Here is a 22,343-nt window from a genome sequence, read left to right as displayed (position 1 = left end):
ACAGGTTTTTGTATTGATCCTTATTGTGTTTGAAAATGCGTTTGCAGAGCATTCCTTAGCCGACTTCGAATTCTTTCTATGCGAAGTAATACATCTGGCTTTACGCCCCACTATTGTAGAATTTGATTCTGATTTGCTAACGCCCTACATACATGTAATCAAAATGCTGGACGCGAGTCAGCTTTTACTTGAAAGTGAAGTTGAGAAAATTAAAATTAATTGATTTAAAAGTGATAAAATCTATTCCTAACAGATCTCGAAGACCTGTCAGGAAATGTAATTGAAATATGTTATCCTAACAGGTTTTAAAAACCTGTTAGGTATTTTAGGATATATCGTGTTGATCCAAAATTAATAATGAACATTTCATTTAGGAATGAGCATAAAAAAAACCACCACTAAAAAGTGATGGTTTTATGTTGAGCCGGCGGAGGGACTCGAACCCACGACCTGCTGATTACAAATCAGCTGCTCTAGCCAACTGAGCTACGCTGGCGACTCATTACGGGTGCAAAGATAATCTGATTTTTCGTTTTTCCAAAACATTTTTAAAATTTATTTAAAAAATTTTTCAACCCTAAAATATCCAGACATAAAAAAAACCACCACTAAAAAAGTGATGGTTTTATGTTGAGCCGGCGGAGGGACTCGAACCCACGACCTGCTGATTACAAATCAGCTGCTCTAGCCAACTGAGCTACGCTGGCGACTCATTACGGGTGCAAATATAAAGCGGATTTTCGTTTTTCCAAAATAAATTTGCACTTTTTTTTCACTACAATGCGTTGATTTTAGTAATCAATTGATTAGCAGTTTCTTCTAATTCAACATTGATTTGTTTGAAGTGTGCTTTTTTATTTTCAACGTTTTTTGCGTTTACTTTTGTGATCAAAGTATCGAAAGCAGCGATAGCTTCATCGATCAAAGCATTCGTTTCCGGAGTAGGATTTCCTGATGTAGACATTTCAAATAAATAAATTGCCTCTATAATATCTCCTAATACGAAGTTGATGTCTTTCTTTAAATTCTTAACGTTTGCCATTTTTTTTTAATTTTAATTTGCGACTGCAAAAGTACATATAATCTTTTTATTAAGCGCTATGAAATGTAAATTTCTAAAATTGAAGCTTTTCCGCTCAAAATAAATGCATTTATCTCAGCCGGAACCAAAACGGTATCTCCTTTTTTATACGTTTGTTTAAAATCATTAAACTCGATTTCAAAACTTCCTTCAATACACATATAAACAGTAAAACTTGTTCCTGATTTAGCAACCTTAACTTTATTTTCTAACGGAATAAAATTGGTTGTAAAATACGGACAATCTACTACCACATTAGAAGTATCTGTTTTCGTATCGTATTTCTTCTGCGTATCTACTTTATTATAGTTAATAGCATCTAATGCTAAATCTACATGAAGTTCTCTTGTATTTCCCTGAGCATCTTTTCTGTCGAAATCATACAAACGATACGTAATATCAGAAGTTTGCTGAATTTCTGCAACAACTAATCCCGCTCCAATAGCATGTACTGTTCCTGTTTCCAAAAAGAAAACATCGCCTGACTTGGCTTTTACATCATCTAAAATAGAAACGAGCGTTTTATCATTTAAATGTTTTACATATTCCTCTTTACTTGAATCCTCTTTAAATCCAACAATAATTCGGGAATCGGTATCGGCTTGCATTACATACCACATTTCGGTTTTACCAAACGAATTGTGACGTTCTTTGGCTAATTTGTCATTAGGATGAACTTGAATCGAAAGGTCTTCGCGAGCATCCAGATATTTAAAAAGCAACGGAAATTGTTTTCCGAATCGTTTATAAACTTCGGTACCTAAAATTTCGTTTGGCATTTCATCAATAAGATCCATTAAAGAGCGTCCTTTAAAATCTCCGTTAGATACTACACTAACATCACCTTCTACTGTAGACAATTCCCAGCTTTCGCCCGTAATTTTCGAAACAATTGGTTTGTTTAAAATCGTGTTAAGCTTCTCGCCTCCCCATATTCTTTCTTTTAAGATGGGCTCAAATTGTAAAGGATAAAATTTTGGTTTCATAGTTTCTAATGGCTAATATTTGGTTATGGTTGTTTGTACTACAGTACTAATTCTTTAATAATTTCTAATGCTTTTGGAATATGCTTGGCAGCATTCATACTGTCAAAAACATAAATAACAACACCATTGCGGTCTATTATATAGGTTACTCTCCCTGGTAAAAGACCAAATAAATTATTTCGCACACCAAATAGGTGCCTCAATTTTTTATCGTGATCTGATAGCAATATAAATGGCAATTGGTGTTTGTTGGCAAATTTCTGATGCGATTTTACACTATCGCTGCTGATTCCTATGACTTCAGCTCCTAAATCTTTAAAATCTTCGTATTGATCCCTAAAGCTACACGCTTCGGTAGTACAACCAGGCGTATTATCTTTTGGGTAAAAATAAATCACTAATGGTTTTCGTCCTAAAAGACTTTTGCTTTCAAAAACTTCTCCGTGACTATCTTCTGCAGTAAAATTCGGAACTATATCTCCTGTTTTTAATGACATTTTATTCTTCTCCTTTATAAGTTACAAAATTGCGGTCTGTTTCATTCAAAACAATTTCAAGATCAAAATCGGGTTGAATTCTTTTTCTAATTTTATTCCATATCACAACAGCAATGTTTTCAGCTGTTGGATTCAAATCCTCAAATTCCGGAACATCCAGATTCAGGTTTTTGTGATCAAACGGTATTTCTACTTCTTCCAGTATAATATCCGCTAATACTTTCACATCTAAAACAAAACCAGTTTCCGGGTCAATTTTTCCTGTAACACTTACTGTTAAACCATAGTTATGACCATGAAAATTGGCGTTATTACATTTTCCAAAAACAGCATCGTTTTTTTCAAATGTCCAATCTTTCCTGTGCAATCGATGTGCAGCATTAAAATGCGCTTTTCTTGATATGGTTACTCTCATTTAGGTTTGGTTCGCTTATTAAATTTTGTTGGCTTCTAAATAATGATACGATTCATCAAATATTATTTTAAACCAAACGGTATAAATTTCGGGCTGTTTTTCAATATCTGCTTTTACATCTTCAATCTTCATCCATTTCCAATCTTCAACTTCTTCCGGATTAATTTCAGGATTGTCATTATAATAGCCAATCATTACGTGATCAAACTCATGTTCTGTAAGACCATTATCAAAAGGAGCTTTGTAAATAAAATGAAACAATTCTTTTAGTTCCGCCTTAAAACCCATTTCTTCAAACAATCTTCGGGTTCCGGCTTCGATATTCGATTCACCTTCTCGCTGATGACTACAGCAGGTATTTGTCCAAAGCAACGGAGAATGGTATTTTCCTCTTGCACGTTGTTGTAACATAATTTCGTTTTTACTATTCAAGATAAAAACAGAAAATGCACGATGCAAAAGCGCTTTTTCATGCGCTTCCAATTTTGGCATCAAACCAATTTGATTATCGTTTTGATCAACTAATATTACGTTTTCTTCTATCATATAAAATTTTGAACAAACAAAAATACGAAAAAAGTAATGGCTTGAAAATCCTAAACAAGATTGTGAAAAGTTTAACTAGGAAGTTATCTTGTAACACTCTAACAAACAAATAATTAAAATTGAACAAATAACAAAAAAACCTTGAAAAATAAGACTTCAAAACTAAGTTCAGTTGTTTTACGTAAATAATAAAAAGTTAAATCATACTTAAATAAAACTGAATTGTAAAATAGCTGACATTTGTACACGAAGTCTCTTTGTACCTTTGTCTTTCATTAATTAAGATACCTCAAATTATGAACACAAAATATTACCTTAGCCTTTGCTTTTTAATTCCGCTTTTTATGTTTCAAGCGTGCGGACAATCTATGAAAAAGCAACCTGCAAAAACTGTAGTTACAGAAAACAAAATAAGCAAACCAGGAAATCCATATTACTCTAATACAGACACCACAAAACTTCATGTTAGTGATGCAGAATGGAAAAAAGTACTATCTGATGATGTTTATGCTGTTATGCGTAAAGCCAATACAGAACGTCCATTTACAGGAAAATACTGGAACACAGATGAAAAAGGAACTTATTATTGCGCATCATGCGGTAACGAACTTTTTAGATCAGGAGCAAAATTTTCGAGCAGCTGCGGATGGCCTAGCTTTTTTGAACAGCAAAATAAAAATAGTGTTGTTTACAAAGTAGACAATTCGCTTTCTATGGAAAGAACCGAAGCCCTTTGCGGACGTTGCGGCGGACATTTAGGTCACCTTTTTGATGATGGACCTGCACCAACCGGAAAACGCTACTGCATGAACTCAATCGCACTTGATTTTATTCCTGATTCAGCTAAATAATTAAAAACATGAAAAACATACTTGCAATTTGTATTTTGGCATTATCCATAAACGGTTTTGCACAAGCTCAAAAAACATCAAATCTCGAAACCATTACACTTGGCGGAGGCTGTTATTGGTGTGTGGAAGCGATTTACGAAAACTTAAACGGCGTACAATCTGTTGTTTCAGGATTTTCAGGAGGAAAGACAGTTAATCCCAGCTACGAAGATGTTTGTACAGGAACAACTGGCCATGCCGAAGTAGTGCAAATTACCTTTGATAAAAACGTAACAAATCTTAATGAAATTTTCAAAGTTTTCTTTACTGTTCATGACCCAACCACTTTAAACAGACAAGGTCATGATATAGGAACTCAATATCGTTCTGTAATTTTCTACAAAAACGATGAGCAAAAGAAAGCTGCTCAAAAAATCATTGCTGAACTGAATAAAGCAAAAGTGTATGACACACCTATTGTAACAAAGGTAGATCCTCTTACTAAATTTTATAAAGCGGAAACCTACCATCAAAATTATTACTCGAACAACCAAAGCAAACCGTATTGCAAAATGGTTATTCAGCCTAAATTAGAAAAATTCGAAGAAGTCTTTAAAGACAAACTCAAAAAAAAATAGTTCCACGATTATTACAACAAGCCGTTCATTTTTTAATGAGCGGTTTTTTTTATTTAAAACAGTATTTCATTTTTTCGTAATTTGCCCCTGCTAAAAAACTAAATTGACACTTAAAAACTAAAAAAATGAAGCAACTGCTCTTACTCTTTGCCTTTTTAATTACCCTTACTCCAATTCATTCACAAGAAAACCTCCCTACAGATTATCTTACCAAAGAATTTCACAAAGGACGAAGAGAAGCTTTCAGAGCCTTAATGCCCGCTAATTCTGTTGCTGTTGTATTTTCATATCCCGAAAGAGTTTTTTCAAGAGATATCAATTACAACTTTCATCAAAATCCGGATATGTATTATTTAACCGGTTATAAAGAACCAGATGCTGTTTTGTTTATTTTTAAAGATGCTCAGGCAAACGGAGATACGGAATTATTCTTTGTGAGAGAAAGAAATGCTACACACGAAATGTGGACCGGAAGACGCTTAGGCACTGAAGGAACAAAATCTAAACTTGGAATTTCTGCCGCTTACAACGCAAAGGAATTTAAAGATTTTGCTATCGATTTCAAAAAATTTGACAAAATAATCTACGATAAACTACCAACTAATATAGATGGTACCAGAAATGAATTTGATTTGTATGGTTTACTTCAGATTTTCAAAACCAAAGCCGGAATAACAGCTGAAAACAAAGAAGCATTAGAAACGTTTGCCAATATCACGAACTCACTTAGAGAAATTAAAACTCCGGAAGAAATCGTTCTCATGCGCAAATCTGCAAAACTTTCCTGCGTTGCTCATAATGAAGTTATGAAAGCTGTTGGACCAGACATGAGCGAAAATGAAGCCGATGGAATTCACGCGTACATTCACAAAAAATATGGAGCAGAAGGCGAAGGATATCCGCCAATTGTTGGTGCCGGAGCAAACGGCTGTATTTTGCATTATGGCGAAAACAATAGCACTAAAATAGACAATCAATTATTACTTATGGATGTTGGTTCTGAATACCATGGATATGCAGCAGATGTAACAAGAACGGTTCCTGCTAATGGAAAATTCTCTCCAGAACAAAAAGCAATCTATGAATTAGTATACGAAGCACAAGAAGAAGTTTTTAAAATCTGTAAAGAAGGAACTCCGTGGATCGATCTTAACAATACTGCTAAAGAGGTTTTAGCAAAAGGCTTAATCAAATTGGGAATTATTACAGATCCAAAAGATGTACGCATATACTACACACACGGCTGTTCGCATTTTCTTGGTTTAGACGTGCACGACAAAGGAAACTTCAAAGGTCCTCAAACGCTGCTAAAAGAAAACATGGTGATTACTGTAGAACCAGGAATTTATATTCCAGCAAACAGCAAATGTGACAAAAAATGGTGGAACATTGGTGTTCGTATCGAAGATGATTTATTGATACTAAAAGATTCATACGAAAACTTATCCGCCGATTCTCCTAGAAAATGGGATGAAATCGAAAAATTAGCGAAAGAAAAAAGCAAGTTTAACGAAATGAAATTCCCTAAAATATAATTTTAAAATAAACAATAATCTCCTACTTCAATATCAAAATGAAAGCACTTACCTTCTCTTCCTTCGGAAATTCTGACGTTCTCGAATATATCGAAATCCCGAATCCTGAATTGAAAAAAGATGAAATTCTTGTGGAAATGAAAGCCATAGGATTAAACTTTGCCGACGTTTACAGAAGAAAAGGAAATTATCACCTAAAAGGGAATCCGCCTTTTATTGCGGGTTACGAAGGTGCCGGAATAATTGTCGATGCTAACAATCATCCAGATTATAAAATAGGAGACCGCATAGCTTTTGCCGATATTCCGTTTGCCAACGCAGAGTTGGTTGCTGTTAATACAAATCATGTTTTGCCTTTGCCTGACAAAATTTCTTTTGAAACCGCAGCATCCATATTATTACAAGGTCTGACAGCACATTATTTAGCAACAGACAGCCATAAAACCTTAAAAGGTGAAACCGTTTTAATACATGCTATTGCAGGTGGCGTTGGTCAGTTTCTTACTCAGATCAGTAAATTTTTAGGTGCCAATGTTATTGGTTTAACCTCATCTGCAGAAAAAGCAAAAGTAGCATACGATCAAGGTGCGGACCATGTTTTATTATACAATGAAGACTGGAAAACAGCGCTATTCAATATTATTCCAACAGGAGTAGATGTTGTTTACGACAGTATTGGAAGTACGCTAATGGAAAGTTTCGAAGTTACAAAAGAATGCGGACAAGTTGTTTTCTTCGGAATGGCAGGCGGAGATCCCGAATTAATCAATCCGAGAATGTTAATGGATACTTCAAAAACCTTAACTGGCGGTGATTTATGGAGTTACCTCAATTCTAAAGAAGAAAGAATCAAAAGAGCCAATCAGTTATTTAATTGGATTATCGAAGGAAAAATCACGCTCTCAGAGCCAACCTCTTTTAAACTATCCAAAGGCAAATTAGCACACGATTATCTCGAAAGCCGAAAAAGCACCGGAAAAATTATACTAATCCCTTAAATAATCTGGGCGTGCCACCAATAAAAAAAGGGGCTGACTATTGCAATCGCTTAGTCGCCCCTTTTTTTATTGCTGTCGGGCTATCCGCTCCGCCGCGGCGGACTGCTCCTATCCCTCACGCGTAAACAGTTTCAATCAAAATACCGCAAAAAATTAAAAAATTCGTGGCGATTTCTTTTCAGATTATAATCTACAGTTGATTTACTTCGATCTTCGTCAATTCAGACAATTCTAAAATTCTGTCAACATCTTTTTTATTGGCAACAAAAAATAAATAATTATCACCATGCGTATCGTAAGTCATTAACTCCAGATCTAATTTCTCTAATGCTGATTGAATATAAGGAAACAAATTATGACTGTACGTTTCTTCAGGGTATTCAAAATTTAAATCCTGCCCAATCATATCCGAAATAAAATACTCTGCATCTTCAGGATCAAATTTCCAATCACTATTCCAACAATCAACACTTTCAAAAAAATCAAAATGTCCATCGACACTTGCGTGATAATTCGCAGCACCTTTCTTATAATTCTTAAAAAGTTTTTTTGCTTGTTTTTTAACCAATTTCTCTTCTACATCTTGTCTTGCCACCAACTGAATAAACTCTTCAAAATCTTCGATTGTAACATCATTTTCGTCAAATAATAAATTCTCTTGCGAAGGAAGCACTATACTTTCCGGTATTTCGATTTTAAGATATTGACAAATTCCCTGAATAACTTTTTCGAACTCTTTAAATCCTATTTTTTGAATATCAGTTACAGGTGTTTTGATATCAATATATTCTGCCTCTAATAAGCTTTTGGTATAATTAAAAAAATGACCGGTTTTGTGTAATATTCTAAAATCATTCGTTTCTAAACTATTTGTACAGCAAAAGAAAATCATAAAGTTATGCAGCACATAATTTAAATGGCTTTTCATTTCCGGGCTTGGTTTCGTATAAAACTCAATATGAATATAATCGAATTCTAATTCCTTACTTACTTCCTCTTCAGAAACCAATCCGATATTGAGTTTTTTGTACAGCTCGTTTAAAACTTCATACGAATTATTTAAACCTGCCTCTTTAATCTCTTTTCTAGGCTCATCATAATCAAATGAATTAGGAAACGAATACATGTTTACAAATACATTTTCATGAATACCTTTGATTTTAAACTCAAGTTTACTCTGCTCATTCACTAAGTAGGAGTAAATAGAATTTATAATATCAAACGAAACAATTGATTCCGGATCGTTATTTCGACCAAACAAATTAGAAAAGAAATTCTTCATATTTTTTTATTTCAAAGTCTCAGCAATCATCAAAGCACATTTTTCACCATCTATAGCAGCAGAAATAATTCCACCTGCATATCCTGCTCCTTCACCACACGGATACAACCCTTTTATTTGTTGGTGTTCATACGTTACAGCATTTCTAGGAATACGAACTGGCGACGAAGTTCTGCTTTCAGGTGCGTGCAAAATAGCTTCGTTGGTTAAATAACCACGCATTGATTTTCCGAATTCTTTAAAACCTTCGCGTAATATTTGTGACAAGAACCCAGGAAAAACCTGCCCCATTTCTACAGAAGTCGTTCCGGGAACATACGATGTCTTCGGGATTTCTGCTGATACTTTATTTTGTGTAAAATCGATCATTCTCTGTGCCGGTACCTTTTGGGATTCACCTGCTAAATGCCACGCTTTTTGTTCGATACTTTTTTGAAATTCCATTCCGGCCAATGCACCAAATTTTGCAAAAGGCTTAAAATCTTCTAATTTTAATTCGATCACAATACCTGAATTTGCTGTTGCCTGATCACGTTTAGAAGGCGACCAGCCATTGGTCACTACTTCTCCCGGACTTGTGGCACAAGGTGCAATTACACCACCCGGACACATGCAGAAAGAATACATTCCGCGGCCATTTACCTGCTTTACGATAGAATATGGCGCAGGTGGTAAATGTTCACCACGATAATCGCAACTATACTGAATACTATCTATTAATTCCTGCGAATGTTCTGCACGAACTCCTAATGCGAAAGGTTTTGCTTCGATAAAAATTTTCTTTTTATCCAGTAATTCAAAAATATCACGTGCTGAATGTCCAGTTGCCAGAATTAATTTATTGGCAAGGATCTTATCTCCATTTTGAGTAACAACTCCTTCAACTTCATTATTCTTCACCAAAATATCGGTAACTCGGGTTTCAAATAAAACCTGACCACCAAATTCGATAATTTTATTTCGGATATCCTCGATAATTTTTGGCAATTTATTTGTTCCGATGTGCGGATGTGCTTCAACCAAAATATCTTCAGAAGCTCCAAAAGCGACTAAAAGCTCTAAAATTCTGGTTACATCACCGCGTTTTTTAGATCGCGTGTATAATTTCCCGTCAGAATATGTTCCTGCTCCACCTTCTCCAAAACAATAATTAGAGTCTTCATTTACAAGATGATCTACATTTATAGCTTTCAAATCACGGCGACGTCCGCGAACATCTTTACCACGCTCTAATACAATCGGCTTTAAGCCTAATTCTATTAATTGCAAAGCTGCAAACAATCCGGCAGGACCAGCTCCCACTACAATTACTTCCTGAGCAGAAGAAACATCATTATAAACAGGTAATTCGATTTTAGTTTCCTGAAAAGCTTCCCCTTTCAAATAAATAATAACTTTAAGGTTGATTTTTATCGCTTTTTGACGAGCATCAATAGATCGTTTTAAAATAGAAACATGTTGAATTTCTTTTGGAGAAACCTTTATTTGTTTAGACAAATAGTCTTTTAGCAATACATCATTTGCTGCTATTTCCGGAGAAACTTGTAAAAGAAGTTCTTTTGGCATTTTTTTGAATTCTAAAATTTTATGGAAATAACTTATAAATATCTTCCCGTTTTGCAAATCTAGCAAGTTCTACGACTTCTCCATCAAAAAAAAATCCTAATCTATACTTTCCAATCCGTATTCTATAAGCTTCAGAATGACCTTTCATCTTTTTTACATTCGAAAGATCGCTTAAATCTTCTGCATTTTTCAGGTTTATTATAATTTCAAGTAAACTATCCTTTAAACTCTGATCATTAATTTTTTGTAGATCTTTTGAAAATTGTTTTAAGTATTCAACTATCATTTACCTAGAATTTTGAAAATTTCATCTTCACTGACTTTATCCTTTCTATCAACTTCCTGCATCAACATCAACAATCCTAAATCTTCTTTTTCTTCGTCTGACAAATTATTAAACTGATTGGTCTGAATACTTTTTAAATAAATCTGCACTGCATTTTCTATTAATCCTTTAACACTGGTTTTCTCAAATATCGAAATCACTTTCAATTTTGTCAGGGTCTTTTCATCTATATCTATCAACTTTCTCATTCTCAATAAATTTTACACAAAAATATACTATATATACCGTATATACAATATAATTAATTACTATATGCAAAACTATTTTCAAAATAGACTTTGTACCTTTGTACCTCACAATCTTTGTACCTAAAAAATAATGTCCAGAAAAATAAAACTAATTTGGGATTTCCGAGGTCCTGCCGCTGCAAAAACTGCTGAACACCACGAAATTCATTTGAAAGAATATATCGCTATCGAAAAATTTCCGTTAAATATTACGGGGCATAAAATCATAGACGACATGTATGCCATCGCCTTTATGGTAGTAACCGATGAAAATATGATTCAGGTAAGGGATGCTTTGAAACCGCATCGCGGGGAAATCTATGAACCTTCTTAAGTCTTAAAGTTATAAAGTCGAAAGCTGTAAAGTTTGCACTCAAAGCTCTTTTGGACTTTATGACTTTCGACTTTAAGATTCAATTAGCCACCTCGCTAATAAATTTAATACGCATTAAACGCAATTCATCAATATCGTAATCGCCATCGAATTCTTTAAGAGCGTCTTCGATTTTATCTGATTCTGATTCCATGAAATAATCGTGAATTTCTTCCTGCTGATCATCATCAAGCATATCATCAAGCCAATATTTGATATTTAGCTTCGTTCCTGCATAAACAATCATTTCCATTTCTTTGATCAGAGCATCCATAGAAAGTCCTTTTGCAGAAGCTATATCGCTCAAAGGTAATTTTCGATCTATGTTTTGAATGATGTATAATTTGTTGGCTGAATTTACTCCTGTAGATTTTACAACTAAATCGTCCGGACGAATGATATCGTTATCCTCGACATAACGGCTAATCAATGTAACAAAATCGGCACCGTATTTTTTTGCTTTCCCTTCACCAACACCATGAATATTATACAATTCCTGTAAAGTAATTGGATATTTCAAAGCCATGTCTTCAAGAGATGGATCCTGAAAAACTACAAAAGGAGGAACACCTAATTTTTTAGCTACTTTTTTACGCAGTTCTCGCAACATTCCCATTAAAGCTTCATCTGCCGTTGCAGAAGATTTTGATGCGGTTACGATTGCTTCATCTTCAGATTCGCTATATTCATGATCTTCTGACATCATAAACGAAACCGGATTTTTGATAAAATTCAAACCTTCCTGTGTAATTTTCACCACACCATACGTTTCAATATCTTTAGACAAATAGCCTGAAACCAGAACTTGGCGCAGTAATGCCATCCAATACTTTTCATCATGATCTGAACCAGATCCAAAGAATGGCTGTATATCTGTTTTATGTGCTTTAATCACAGCGTTTATACGACCAATTAAAGTATAAACAATTTCTTTTGATTTGTAAATATGTTTGGTATCTCGAACAATTTCAAGCAATTTAACAGCCTGATCTTTGGCTTCAATTTTATTCTTTGGATTACGAACATTATCGTCCATATCTGCACCTTCACCATTTTCACTGTCGTATTCTTCCCCGAAATAATGCAATAGAAATTTACGGCGCGACATTGAAGTTTCGGCGTAAGCAACAACTTCCTGCAACAATGCAAAACCAATTTCTTGTTCTGCTACAGGTTTCCCAGACATGAATTTCTCCAGCTTTTCTACATCTTTATAGGAATAGTAAGCTAAACAATGTCCTTCTCCTCCATCACGTCCTGCGCGACCGGTTTCCTGATAATAGCTTTCAAGCGATTTTGGAATATCATGGTGAATTACAAAACGAACGTCCGGCTTATCGATTCCCATCCCGAAGGCAATTGTAGCCACAACTACATCTACGTCTTCCATCAGAAACATATCCTGATGTTTGGCGCGGGTTTTGGCATCTAAACCTGCATGATAAGGAACAGCACTGATTCCGTTAACTTGTAAAACTTCGGCAATCGATTCTACTTTTTTACGGCTTAAGCAATAAATAATACCTGATTTACCTTTGTGTTGTTTGATGAATCGAATAATATCCGATTCTATATTTTTAGTTTTTGTACGAACTTCGTAGTATAAGTTGGGTCTATTGAAAGATGCCTTAAAAGTATTAGCATCTGACATGTCCAGGTTTTTAAGAATATCTTCCTGAACTTTTGGTGTTGCAGTTGCAGTAAGACCAATGATTGGAACTTGCCCCAATTGTTTGATGATGTTTTTCAGATTTCGGTATTCCGGTCTGAAATCATGCCCCCATTCTGAAATACAGTGCGCCTCATCAATAGCGACAAATGAAATAGAAACACTTTGCAAAAAAGCAACATATTCCTCTTTAGTCAAAGATTCCGGTGCTACATAAAGAAGCTTGGTTAATCCGGACGAGATGTCTTTTTTAACCTGAGCAATTTCTGTCTTGGTAAGTGAAGAATTCAGTACATGCGCAATTCCGTTTTCCGAAGAAAGACTTCGAATAGCATCGACCTGATTTTTCATCAAAGCAATAAGAGGAGAAACTACAATTGCAGTTCCATCCTGAATTAAAGCGGGTAATTGATAACAAAGAGACTTTCCTCCGCCGGTTGGCATAATTACAAAAGTATTCGTCTTTCCTAAAATACTTGTAATTACCTGCTCTTGCAAGCCTTTAAATTGGCTAAAGCCGAAATACTTCTTTAATTCCTTGTGTATTTCAATTTCGTTTGAATTCATTCTTTAGATTAAGGGATATTTTGTATAAATTTGCAACACATAAAGATACAACTTTCTTTTATACATACAAATTTATAAATTATCTGTTTTGATTACAAAAGAAAATATATTGGCTATTGCCAAAAAAACAATACTCTCTGAGAGTGAAGCCATTACAAAGCTGATTGATTTCTTAGATGAAAATTTTTACGATGCTGTACAACGCATTTATGAAACCAAAGGCCGACTGATCGTTACGGGCATTGGAAAAAGCGCGATCATTGCTCAAAAAATGGTGGCTACTTTTAACTCTACCGGAACTCCTTCTATGTTTTTGCACGCGTCAGAAGCTATTCATGGTGACTTAGGAATGATACAAAATGATGATATTATTATTTGTATTTCTAAAAGCGGAAACAGTCCTGAGATAAAAGTTTTAGTTCCGTTATTAAAACGTTTTGGAAATATTTTGATCGGTATGACCGGAAATATTACTTCCTTCTTAGCTAAAGGTTCTGACTATGTTTTAAATACTACTGTTGATTCAGAAGCCTGCCCTATAAATTTAGCACCAACAAATAGTACCACAGCACAACTTGTTATGGGTGATGCTCTTGCGGTTTGCCTTATGGAAATGCGCGATTTCAAACCTGAAGATTTTGCTATTTATCATCCGGGTGGAGCTTTAGGTAAAAAATTATTACTTCGTGTACAAGACATGATCGAAAATTCATTAAAACCAACTGTATCTCCTGACACATCGGTTAAAAAAGTGATTTTTGAGATATCGGAGAAAAGATTAGGCGTAACAGCCGTTGTAGAAAACGACAAAATTATTGGTATTATTACTGATGGAGACATTAGAAGAATGCTAAACGACAGAGATTCAATTGCAGATTTAACAGCTAAAGATATTATGACTAAAAATCCGAAACTGGTATCCTCAGACACTATGGCTGTTGATGCTCTGAATATTTTAGAAGATTTTTCGATTACGCAATTAATCGTTTCTGACAACGGAACCTACAAAGGCGTTTTACATTTACATGACATTTTAAAAGAGGGAATTGTATAATGGCAAAGAAAAACCTAAACGAAATGTCGTTTTTAGATCATCTTGAAGAATTAAGATGGCTATTAGTAAGAAGCACAATTGCTATATTGATAATGGCTTTTGCAACATACTTTATCAGTGATTATTTATTTGATGATGTTATATTAGGCCCAACAAGACCTACGTTTTTCACCTATCAATGGTTTTGTGATTTATCACATCAGTTAGGATTCGCGGACAGTATTTGTATTACAGAATTAAATTTCATTATTCAAAATACTGAAATGGAAGGTCAGGTAAACATCTTCGTATGGATGTGTATTCTTGCTGGTTTCATTTTGAGTTTTCCCTATATTTTATGGGAGTTATGGAAGTTCATTAGCCCTGCATTATATGAGAAAGAGAGAAAAAATGCTAAAATCTTTATTTCGACATCTTCTATCCTTTTCTTTTTAGGGGTTTTATTTGGTTATTACGTTGTAATTCCGATGTCTGTAAATTTCGTTGCTACTTTCTCTGTGAGTGATGTAGTAAAGAATCAATTTACTCTAGACTCTTACATGGGAATGGTAAAAACAAGTATTATTGCCAGCGGATTGTTTTTTGAATTGCCAATTATTATTTACTTCTTAACTAAGCTAGGATTAGTTACTCCTGATTTTTTAAGAAAGTATTGGAAATATGCTGTAGTTATTATTTTGATTGTAGCTGCGATTGTAACACCTCCAGATGTTGTGAGTCAAACCATTGTAGCGATTCCAATGTTGATTATTTACGAGTTAAGTATCCTTATTTCAAGGATTGTTTATAAAAATAAATTGAAAGAAAATAATGTCTGATATCATACAAGAATTTAACGACTACCGTTCTAAAATGAACGAAAAATTACTCGCTGACAATAACAAAATTGTAAAGCGAATTTTTAATCTGGACACCAATGCGTATGCTGCAGGTGCTTTGGATGTAAAAACAAAAGAACTTTTAGGACTAGTTGCATCAGCTGTTTTACGTTGCGATGATTGTGTAAAATATCATCTAGAAACAAGTCATAAAGAAGGTGTTACCAAAGAGGAAATGATGGAAGCGATGGGAATTGCAACTTTGGTTGGAGGAACAATTGTAGTGCCACATTTACGCAGAGCATACGAATTCTGGGAAGCACTGGAAGAAGCCGAAAAATAATTACAAAATGTGTCAATTTGATAATTAGATAATTTCTCGAAATGCTCTGATTATTTAATTTTTTAAGCACAAATTCTAAATTTTGAAAACGCAATAATTTGTTAATTGATTTATCGAATTGATTATTTTACATTTATTTTGCCTTTCAAATAAAATTATAAAATTGAATGTGAGTTAGTTTTTCCAATTATCTCATTTTCTAATTATCTAATTATCTAATTGAACTAAATGAAGCTAAGAGCCGATAATTTAATCAAAACTTACAAAGGCCGCAGTGTTGTAAAAGGAATTTCTGTTGAAGTAAATCAAGGTGAAATTGTTGGACTTTTGGGACCAAATGGTGCCGGGAAAACGACTTCATTTTACATGATCGTAGGCTTGGTAAAACCAAACTCAGGAAACATTTATCTTGACGACTTAAATATTACCGATTATCCGATGTACAAACGTGCACAACAAGGTATTGGGTATTTAGCACAGGAAGCTTCTGTTTTTAGAAAACTAAGTATCGAAGATAATATCTTGAGCGTTTTGCAATTGACAAAGCTTTCTAAAGAGCAGCAAATTGCTAAAATGGAAAGTTTAATTGAAGAATTTAGCTTAGAACATATTCGTACCAACAGAGGAGATTTACTTTCTGGAGGTGAGCGTCGTCGTACTGAAATTGCACGTGCCTTGGCTACTGACCCTAAATTTATTCTGCTAGACGAACCTTTTGCAGGAGTTGACCCTGTTGCGGTTGAGGATATTCAAAGAATTGTTGCGCAGCTAAAAAATAAAAATATCGGAATTTTAATTACGGATCACAACGTACAAGAAACCCTTGCTATTACTGATAAAACGTACTTAATGTTTGAAGGAGGAATTCTAAAAGCGGGAGTTCCTGAAGAATTAGTAGAGGACGAAATGGTACGTCGTGTTTACCTTGGACAAAATTTCGAATTACGTAAAAAGAAATTAGAATTTTAGTGTTCAGTTTTTTTTAGTGTTCAGTGTTCAGCTTGATAGTGTTCAGTTAAAAACTGATTACTAAACAAACTGAATACTGAACACTTTTTATATAGCAATACTAAAAACTGAACAGTAAAGAGCTGAACACTGACCACTTTATAGAGTTCTACTAAAACTGAACACTAAAAAAACTGAACACTGACCAATCTAAAAAACTATTCGACAGTGATAAACTGCAATTGCTCTATATCGCCATTATAAATATTTACGTCAACACGATTTTTTATTCCCGGCAAAGATGCTTTCTCTGTAAATTGCCAGAAAAGCCAATCTTCTTCAATTTTTTCTCTGTAGAAATTATAATTGGCAATCCAGAATAGATATTCTCCGAATTCTTCTTTCAAAAAATCATCGTAATAACTTTCTCCTGTATAAATAATCGGGCGAACCTGATAATGTGCCTCAATTTTAACCAACCATCTTTTTAGTCCCTTTTTCAAACTATCTAATGACTGATTTTTAGGTAATTTTTCAATATCTAAAACAGGCGGTAAATCTCCTGTTTGCAATTTTACTGTTTTTATAAAAAGATTAGCCTGTTCAATAGAATTTTCATTTGGACGGTAATAATGATAAGCGCCACGCATTATCTTTTTCTTTTTAGCTTCGTCCCAGTTGCGTTTAAATTTTCGATCAACACGATCATTACCTGCTGTTGCACGTATGAATACAAATTGTACTGGATATTTTTCTTCTAAAATCGAGATTTCATCCCAATCGATTTTACCTTGAAATTCAGAAACATCAATACCAACCACTTTTCCTTTGTGATTTTCAAGCACTTTAATATTTCTAACATCAGAAAGATGTTTGTCTACCTCATCTTCTTCTAAAACCTTATCTGAATTAAAACCCAGATAATAGGCAAGTCCGGCACGATAATGATAAATCGTAACCAGAAAAAAGGCTATTAAAAAAGTGTAAAAAATAAAGCGAAATACGCTGCTAAAAAAAGATCTGCCTTGTTTGGCTTTTCTAGTCGTTCTTCTTGCCATTCGAATAAAACTACTTTTTCAAAAACATATTATTCACAACTGACAATAACACGTAAAAAATAATTATTAAAGGAATTGCGATATACTGAAGTAACAGTACCAAAACAATACAAACGAATAAAAACACTACTTGCAACACATTATCCTTTAGATTGAACTTTTTAATTTTCAAAGAAAACAATGGAATTTCAGCATTCAAAATGTAAGCACTACATAATGTTATACCTAATAAAACCCAATGATTGGACAAAATTTCGAATATCAATAAAGAATCCGAAAATTCAATAACCAATGGCAAACTTAAAATAAACAAAGCATTTGCCGGTGTTGGCAAACCAATAAATGAATCGGTTTGGCGGGTGTCAATATTGAAATTTGCTAATCTATAACAAGAACCTAACGTAACGATAAAACCGACTAATGGAATAAAAACTGATCCAATAACTTCATGAGGATTTGCTCCTTTTGAAAACAGACTAAACATTACATATCCCGGAACTACTCCGCTGGTAACCATATCAGCCAAAGAATCTAATTGCAAACCAAGTGGGCTCGAAACTTTGAATAATCTTGCAAAGAAACCATCAAAAAAATCAAAAAAGATTCCTAAGCAAACCATGTAAAAAGCCATTAAAAAATCGCCTTGTGAAACAAAAACAATGGCAATACAGCCACAAAAAAGATTAATTAATGTAATTAAATTTGGAATGTGCTTTTTAATATTCATGATTTATAATTTTGATAATCTTAAGCAACAAATTTAGTATAATAACTCTATGTTCTCTGCGTTTTAGCAAGAGTTTTTTATTTAGTGGTTCTGACTTTCGCAATAATTATCAAAAGGAAGAAATTAGATGGGTAAAATATTATATTTTTGATGAAAATTAAAACAGACTTCGGTTTGCTAAACAAAATCCGTTGAAGAAGCTTTTACTGCTATTATTATTTTGGAGTTACACAGCACAATATGCGCAAGCTGTTCGAAAATATTCGAATGAGTTTATGAATATTGGTGTTGATGCTGCTGCGTTAGGTATGTCTAGTGCGGTGGTGGCTTCTACAAAAGATGTGAATTCTGTTTACTGGAATCCTGCCGGTCTGACACATCTTGAAGATCATCAGATCTCATTGATGCATGCTAGTTATTTTGCCAATATTGCACAATACGATTATATAGGATACGCAAGTCCAATTGATGACAATAGTGCCTGGGGAATTTCGATGATTCGATTTGGAGTTGACGATATCATGGACACTACACAATTGATCGACAACCAAGGAAATATCGATTACAACCGAATTAGTTTATTCTCCACCGCTGATTATGGTTTTACGTTTTCCTATGCCCGAAAACTGCCTGTTGAAGGATTTCAATATGGTTTGAATGCTAAAGTTATTCGCCGCGTTATTGGTAAGTTTGCTAACTCCTGGGGATTCGGTTTTGATTTTGGTCTTCAATTTGAACGCAATGACTGGAAATTTGGTTTGATGCTTCGTGACATCACGACAACATACAACGTTTGGAATATTAATGAAGAAGAATATCAAAAAATTGCTGATGCTATTCCGGGAGAAAATAATGAATTACCGGAAAGCACTGAAATTACTTTACCGAAAGCACAATTAGGTGTTTCAAAGAAATTCGATTTTCATGCTGATTATAGCCTTCTGGTTGCTACTAATCTGAATATGCGCTTTGAACAAACCAATGATATCATTTCTTCAAAAGTAGTAAGTATTGATCCGGCTGTTGGTTTTGAATTTGGTTATAATGATCTTGTATTTTTAAGAGCAGGTGCAGGAAATTTTCAGAATGTGATGCAGTTAGACAATACAGAGAAAATTAATTTCCAACCAAATATTGGTTTAGGATTCAAGTACAAAGGTATTCAGATTGACTACGCTCTGACTGACTTAGGCAACCAAAGTACCGCTTTGTACTCAAATATTTTTTCTTTGAAAGTAGATTTAGGTATCTTTAGATAATATTTACACAACCACTACACTTCTTAAAATTTTAAATCATGAAAAATGTCCTTTTCAAAACAACACTTTTTAGTTTATTATTACTAAGTTTTTTTGGTTTTAGTCAAAATGTACCTTTATCAAAAGAGGCAAAAATCAGTGTTATTACTTGTGGACTGGGAAATGAAAGTTACACTTTTTTTGGCCACACAGCTATAAGAGTTCTTGATCCTGTTAACAATCTTGACATTGCTTATAATTATGGAAATTTCGATTTTAGAACTCCTAATTTTGTTGCGAAATTTGCAAAAGGAGATTTACAATATTTTGTATCTGCAATTTCTTTTGCGGAATTTTTAGATAATTACACTAGTGAAAGAAGAAGTGTTTTTGAACAGGAACTGCTTATTTCTCCTGAATTAAAACAAAAGCTTTTTGATCAATTAAACACGACCTTATTCTCTGACAATCGTTATTACACTTATAAATTTATTGACAAAAATTGCACTTCGATGGTAGTCGATGTGATTAACACAAGTTTAAAGGGAAAGGTAATTGCAAAAAAACATGATACTGATATAACGTATAGATCCATTTTATATCCTTACTTCGATGGTCATTTCTATGAAAAGTTAGGAACAAGCATTATTTTTGGTACAAAAGTAGATCAGTTAGGCACAAGTATCTTTTTGCCTTTTGACTTAAAAAACAGCCTTGAAGAGACTACTTATCAAAATAAACCATTAGCTGGGAAAACGAAAACATTATTACTTTTTGAAAAAGAAACTCCAACATCTTGGTGGAATAATATTTACACCTATTTAATCTTGCTTGGTTTTGTAGTATTGGCACATAATAAATTAGTAGACAAAATTTACCTTTTGATCTTATCTTTAATGGGAGTGTTTTTTGTTGGTGTTGGTTTCTATTCTTTCCATCAGGAACTAGCAATGAACTATAATGTACTTTTATTCAGTCCGCTTTTACTGATTTTGATTTTTCTATCAATCGCCAATAATAAGAGATGGACTTACCGATTTGCTCTTCTGCATCTTTTGTTTTTGGTAGCGTACATTTTTGTTATGATTAACAAAGCTCATTTTGTAATTGTCCTGCCAATTATTATTACAAGTGGTTTTGTTTTGGTGCGTGTTGCTATTCGAAATAAAAAACGTATTCCAATTATTATCTAGGCTTTATTGACCTCGGTAAAACAAGATGGTTGTTATCGTTTTAAAAGTAATACTCAAATCAAGGAAAACACTTCTATGTTTGATGTAGTATAGATCGTACTGTAGTTTTATTAAACTTTCTTCTATAGATTCTCCATAAGAATAGTTTACTTGTGCCCAACCCGTAAGACCTGGCTTAATAACGTGTCGTGTTTCATAAAAAGGCATTATTTGAGCAATTTCATTCACAAAGAACGGACGTTCAGGTCTAGGCCCTATTACTGCCATATCTCCCTTTAAAACATTAAAAAACTGTGGCAGCTCATCTATCCTTGTTTTTCGCATAAAACGCCCAAATGGAGTGATCCGTTTATCTCCTGAAGTGGCAAAAACAATTCCGTTTGCTTCAGAATTCTGAACCATCGACCTAAATTTATATATTTCAAACACCACTCCGTTTTTACCCACTCTCTCCTGTGTGTAAAACAAACTTCCCTTATTGCCTATAAAATTTCCAATATAAATAAATGGTATAAAAACAACGCAAAATAATAACCCCAAGAATGAGAAAAAATATTCGAGAATACGAATTAAAAGCAGGTACAATTTATTATTGTTACTTCTGCTAAAAGGGAAAAATCTGTAAAAATCTCTGGAGATATAATGTACCGGTATACGTTGGGTTTTACTCTCGTAAACTTGTGTATACTCTCTGATTATATTACCCAGCTCTAACAAATGAAGTAGTTGTTGATACAAATCAGGTGTAATTCCATCTGTCTTTTGAGAGGCGATTACAATTTCTGCCACATTATTTTGTATCACAAAATCTTTTAATTCTTCTTTTTGTATTTCTTTTACATACTGAAAATCAATATTTCTTTCTGAAACAGAATCTGAATTTACAAAACCAATTATTTTATAATGAGGATCGACATTCTCAAGGCCTAATACTAATTCCTCCACCTCATTTTGATCACAAATTAAAACTACATTTTGTACAAAACGGTGCGTCGCCAAAAAGTATACATAGATATAACGCCAGGCTAATAAGGAACATAGAACTCCAAAATAAAATATAACTATAGAAAGACGCTTTTCTGGTAATCCAGGCGCTATAATAGGCGTTAAAATATAGAAAAAAACAGTTGTTGTAGCGGTAAAAACAGTGCTTTTTAAAACTTGAAACTGATTACTGGCAACTTGTAAATTATACATTTCGAAAATAGAACCAAACATATAAATATATAGAACTAAAACTATTTCCCAATAAAAATTTGCTGATGAAAATTTGAAGTATTGAAAATGGACAATATTACTCAGTAAATGCAATGCCGAGATAACAAAAATTGCATCAAAAATATGAAGCAGAACTTTTCTCTCCGAAATTTCGAAATGAATTTTCTTTTTTAGAAACATTGGTTAGGTA

At 33.8% G+C, this 22,343-nt stretch carries 24 protein-coding genes, 2 tRNA genes and 1 pseudogene; 12 read left to right on the top strand and 15 right to left on the bottom strand.

What is annotated here, in order from left to right; all coding sequences use genetic code 11:
• Positions 1 to 223: pseudogene (locus B0A66_RS22845) on the top strand (hypothetical protein); the annotation flags it as partial.
• Positions 224 to 422: 199 nt separating this feature from the next.
• Here the strand turns inward: B0A66_RS22845 and B0A66_RS10870 are convergent.
• From B0A66_RS10870 to idi, 7 genes are all read right to left on the bottom strand, one after another.
• Positions 423 to 496, bottom strand: a tRNA-Thr gene (locus B0A66_RS10870).
• Positions 497 to 633: 137 nt separating this feature from the next.
• Positions 634 to 707, bottom strand: a tRNA-Thr gene (locus B0A66_RS10865).
• Between the two features lie 68 nt (positions 708 to 775).
• Positions 776 to 1,042 carry a hypothetical protein gene (locus B0A66_RS10860; RefSeq protein WP_089049851.1) on the bottom strand — a complete coding sequence of 89 codons (267 nt, stop codon included), beginning with the start codon at positions 1,040 to 1,042 and terminating at the stop codon, positions 776 to 778.
• Positions 1,043 to 1,098: 56 nt separating this feature from the next.
• The gene (locus B0A66_RS10855) at positions 1,099 to 2,067 is read right to left on the bottom strand and encodes a type I phosphomannose isomerase catalytic subunit (RefSeq protein WP_089049850.1); all 969 of its coding nucleotides are present in this window, start codon (positions 2,065 to 2,067) and stop codon (positions 1,099 to 1,101) included.
• Positions 2,068 to 2,105: 38 nt separating this feature from the next.
• Positions 2,106 to 2,564 carry a peroxiredoxin gene (locus B0A66_RS10850; RefSeq protein WP_089049849.1) on the bottom strand — a complete coding sequence of 153 codons (459 nt, stop codon included), beginning with the start codon at positions 2,562 to 2,564 and terminating at the stop codon, positions 2,106 to 2,108.
• 1 nt (position 2,565) lies between these two features.
• Positions 2,566 to 2,979 (bottom strand): 6-carboxytetrahydropterin synthase, encoded by a 414-nt coding sequence (locus tag B0A66_RS10845; protein WP_089049848.1) that lies wholly within the window; start codon positions 2,977 to 2,979, stop codon positions 2,566 to 2,568.
• Positions 2,980 to 2,997: 18 nt separating this feature from the next.
• Positions 2,998 to 3,525 carry an isopentenyl-diphosphate Delta-isomerase gene (gene idi / locus B0A66_RS10840; RefSeq protein WP_089049847.1) on the bottom strand — a complete coding sequence of 176 codons (528 nt, stop codon included), beginning with the start codon at positions 3,523 to 3,525 and terminating at the stop codon, positions 2,998 to 3,000.
• Between the two features lie 296 nt (positions 3,526 to 3,821).
• On the opposite strand from idi, the gene msrB reads away from it, so the two are divergent.
• The 4 genes from msrB to B0A66_RS10820 all read left to right on the top strand — a co-directional run bounded on the left by msrB (position 3,822) and on the right by B0A66_RS10820 (position 7,526).
• Positions 3,822 to 4,376, top strand: coding sequence for a peptide-methionine (R)-S-oxide reductase MsrB (msrB, locus tag B0A66_RS10835; protein WP_089049846.1), 555 nt, complete (start codon positions 3,822 to 3,824; stop codon positions 4,374 to 4,376).
• Positions 4,377 to 4,384: 8 nt separating this feature from the next.
• On the top strand, positions 4,385 to 4,993 hold the full coding sequence (gene msrA / locus B0A66_RS10830) for a peptide-methionine (S)-S-oxide reductase MsrA (protein WP_089049845.1): 609 nt from the start codon (positions 4,385 to 4,387) through the stop codon (positions 4,991 to 4,993).
• Positions 4,994 to 5,118: 125 nt separating this feature from the next.
• The gene (locus B0A66_RS10825; protein ID WP_089049844.1) at positions 5,119 to 6,528 is read left to right on the top strand and encodes an aminopeptidase P N-terminal domain-containing protein; all 1,410 of its coding nucleotides are present in this window, start codon (positions 5,119 to 5,121) and stop codon (positions 6,526 to 6,528) included.
• Between the two features lie 38 nt (positions 6,529 to 6,566).
• The gene (locus B0A66_RS10820) at positions 6,567 to 7,526 is read left to right on the top strand and encodes a quinone oxidoreductase family protein (protein ID WP_089049843.1); all 960 of its coding nucleotides are present in this window, start codon (positions 6,567 to 6,569) and stop codon (positions 7,524 to 7,526) included.
• A gap of 190 nt (positions 7,527 to 7,716) precedes the next feature.
• Here the strand turns inward: B0A66_RS10820 and B0A66_RS10815 are convergent, their stop codons facing one another.
• The 4 genes from B0A66_RS10815 to B0A66_RS10800 are packed head-to-tail and all read right to left on the bottom strand — an operon-like array spanning position 7,717 to position 10,908.
• Entirely contained in the window at positions 7,717 to 8,808 is a 1,092-nt protein-coding gene (locus B0A66_RS10815; protein ID WP_089049842.1) for a DUF6630 family protein, read from the bottom strand.
• 6 nt (positions 8,809 to 8,814) lie between these two features.
• Positions 8,815 to 10,374 (bottom strand): NAD(P)/FAD-dependent oxidoreductase, encoded by a 1,560-nt coding sequence (locus B0A66_RS10810; protein WP_089049841.1) that lies wholly within the window; start codon positions 10,372 to 10,374, stop codon positions 8,815 to 8,817.
• Positions 10,375 to 10,393: 19 nt separating this feature from the next.
• Positions 10,394 to 10,660 carry a type II toxin-antitoxin system RelE family toxin gene (locus tag B0A66_RS10805; RefSeq protein WP_089049840.1) on the bottom strand — a complete coding sequence of 89 codons (267 nt, stop codon included), beginning with the start codon at positions 10,658 to 10,660 and terminating at the stop codon, positions 10,394 to 10,396.
• The gene (locus B0A66_RS10800) at positions 10,657 to 10,908 is read right to left on the bottom strand and encodes a hypothetical protein (RefSeq protein WP_089049839.1); all 252 of its coding nucleotides are present in this window, start codon (positions 10,906 to 10,908) and stop codon (positions 10,657 to 10,659) included. The genes B0A66_RS10805 and B0A66_RS10800 overlap by 4 nt, the downstream gene beginning before the upstream one ends.
• A 130-nt stretch (positions 10,909 to 11,038) precedes the next feature.
• On the opposite strand from B0A66_RS10800, the gene B0A66_RS10795 reads away from it, so the two are divergent.
• Positions 11,039 to 11,281, top strand: coding sequence for a hypothetical protein (locus B0A66_RS10795; protein ID WP_089049838.1), 243 nt, complete (start codon positions 11,039 to 11,041; stop codon positions 11,279 to 11,281).
• 79 nt (positions 11,282 to 11,360) lie between these two features.
• Here the strand turns inward: B0A66_RS10795 and recQ are convergent, their stop codons facing one another.
• Positions 11,361 to 13,556 (bottom strand): DNA helicase RecQ, encoded by a 2,196-nt coding sequence (gene recQ / locus B0A66_RS10790; protein WP_089049837.1) that lies wholly within the window; start codon positions 13,554 to 13,556, stop codon positions 11,361 to 11,363.
• A gap of 88 nt (positions 13,557 to 13,644) precedes the next feature.
• Here recQ and B0A66_RS10785 point away from each other — a divergent pair, with 88 nt between their 5' ends.
• The 4 genes from B0A66_RS10785 (at position 13,645) to lptB (ending at position 16,740) form a co-directional block, all read left to right on the top strand.
• Positions 13,645 to 14,610, top strand: a complete 966-nt coding sequence (locus B0A66_RS10785) for a KpsF/GutQ family sugar-phosphate isomerase (protein WP_165766605.1) — start codon at positions 13,645 to 13,647, stop codon at positions 14,608 to 14,610.
• Complete coding sequence (gene tatC / locus B0A66_RS10780) at positions 14,610 to 15,428, top strand: twin-arginine translocase subunit TatC (RefSeq protein ID WP_089049836.1); 819 nt, start codon at positions 14,610 to 14,612, stop codon at positions 15,426 to 15,428. Before B0A66_RS10785 ends, tatC begins: the two co-directional genes overlap by 1 nt.
• Positions 15,421 to 15,771, top strand: coding sequence for a carboxymuconolactone decarboxylase family protein (locus B0A66_RS10775; RefSeq protein ID WP_089049835.1), 351 nt, complete (start codon positions 15,421 to 15,423; stop codon positions 15,769 to 15,771). Before tatC ends, B0A66_RS10775 begins: the two co-directional genes overlap by 8 nt.
• A 228-nt stretch (positions 15,772 to 15,999) precedes the next feature.
• Positions 16,000 to 16,740, top strand: a complete 741-nt coding sequence (gene lptB, locus B0A66_RS10770; protein WP_089049834.1) for an LPS export ABC transporter ATP-binding protein — start codon at positions 16,000 to 16,002, stop codon at positions 16,738 to 16,740.
• Between the two features lie 197 nt (positions 16,741 to 16,937).
• Here the strand turns inward: lptB and B0A66_RS10765 are convergent, their stop codons facing one another.
• Together B0A66_RS10765 and B0A66_RS10760 are read right to left on the bottom strand one after the other, a co-directional pair.
• On the bottom strand, positions 16,938 to 17,777 hold the full coding sequence (locus tag B0A66_RS10765; RefSeq protein ID WP_089049833.1) for a glycoside hydrolase family 25 protein: 840 nt from the start codon (positions 17,775 to 17,777) through the stop codon (positions 16,938 to 16,940).
• A gap of 10 nt (positions 17,778 to 17,787) precedes the next feature.
• Positions 17,788 to 18,504 (bottom strand): CDP-alcohol phosphatidyltransferase family protein, encoded by a 717-nt coding sequence (locus B0A66_RS10760; protein WP_089049832.1) that lies wholly within the window; start codon positions 18,502 to 18,504, stop codon positions 17,788 to 17,790.
• Between the two features lie 191 nt (positions 18,505 to 18,695).
• Here B0A66_RS10760 and B0A66_RS10755 point away from each other — a divergent pair, with 191 nt between their 5' ends.
• On the top strand, positions 18,696 to 19,763 hold the full coding sequence (locus tag B0A66_RS10755) for a putative type IX sorting system protein PorV2 (protein ID WP_244283432.1): 1,068 nt from the start codon (positions 18,696 to 18,698) through the stop codon (positions 19,761 to 19,763).
• A gap of 38 nt (positions 19,764 to 19,801) precedes the next feature.
• Complete coding sequence (locus B0A66_RS10750; RefSeq protein WP_089049831.1) at positions 19,802 to 20,935, top strand: lipoprotein N-acyltransferase Lnb domain-containing protein; 1,134 nt, start codon at positions 19,802 to 19,804, stop codon at positions 20,933 to 20,935.
• Positions 20,936 to 20,938: 3 nt separating this feature from the next.
• Here B0A66_RS10750 and B0A66_RS10745 read toward each other — a convergent pair whose 3' ends face one another.
• Entirely contained in the window at positions 20,939 to 22,333 is a 1,395-nt protein-coding gene (locus B0A66_RS10745; RefSeq protein ID WP_089049830.1) for an exopolysaccharide biosynthesis polyprenyl glycosylphosphotransferase, read from the bottom strand.
• Positions 22,334 to 22,343: the final 10 nt, after the last annotated feature.

Source organism: Flavobacterium hercynium, assembly GCF_002217285.1.
In the GTDB taxonomy this organism is placed as follows: Bacteria; Bacteroidota; Bacteroidia; order Flavobacteriales; family Flavobacteriaceae; genus Flavobacterium; species Flavobacterium hercynium.
This window is presented reverse-complemented; position numbering and strand designations above follow the sequence as displayed.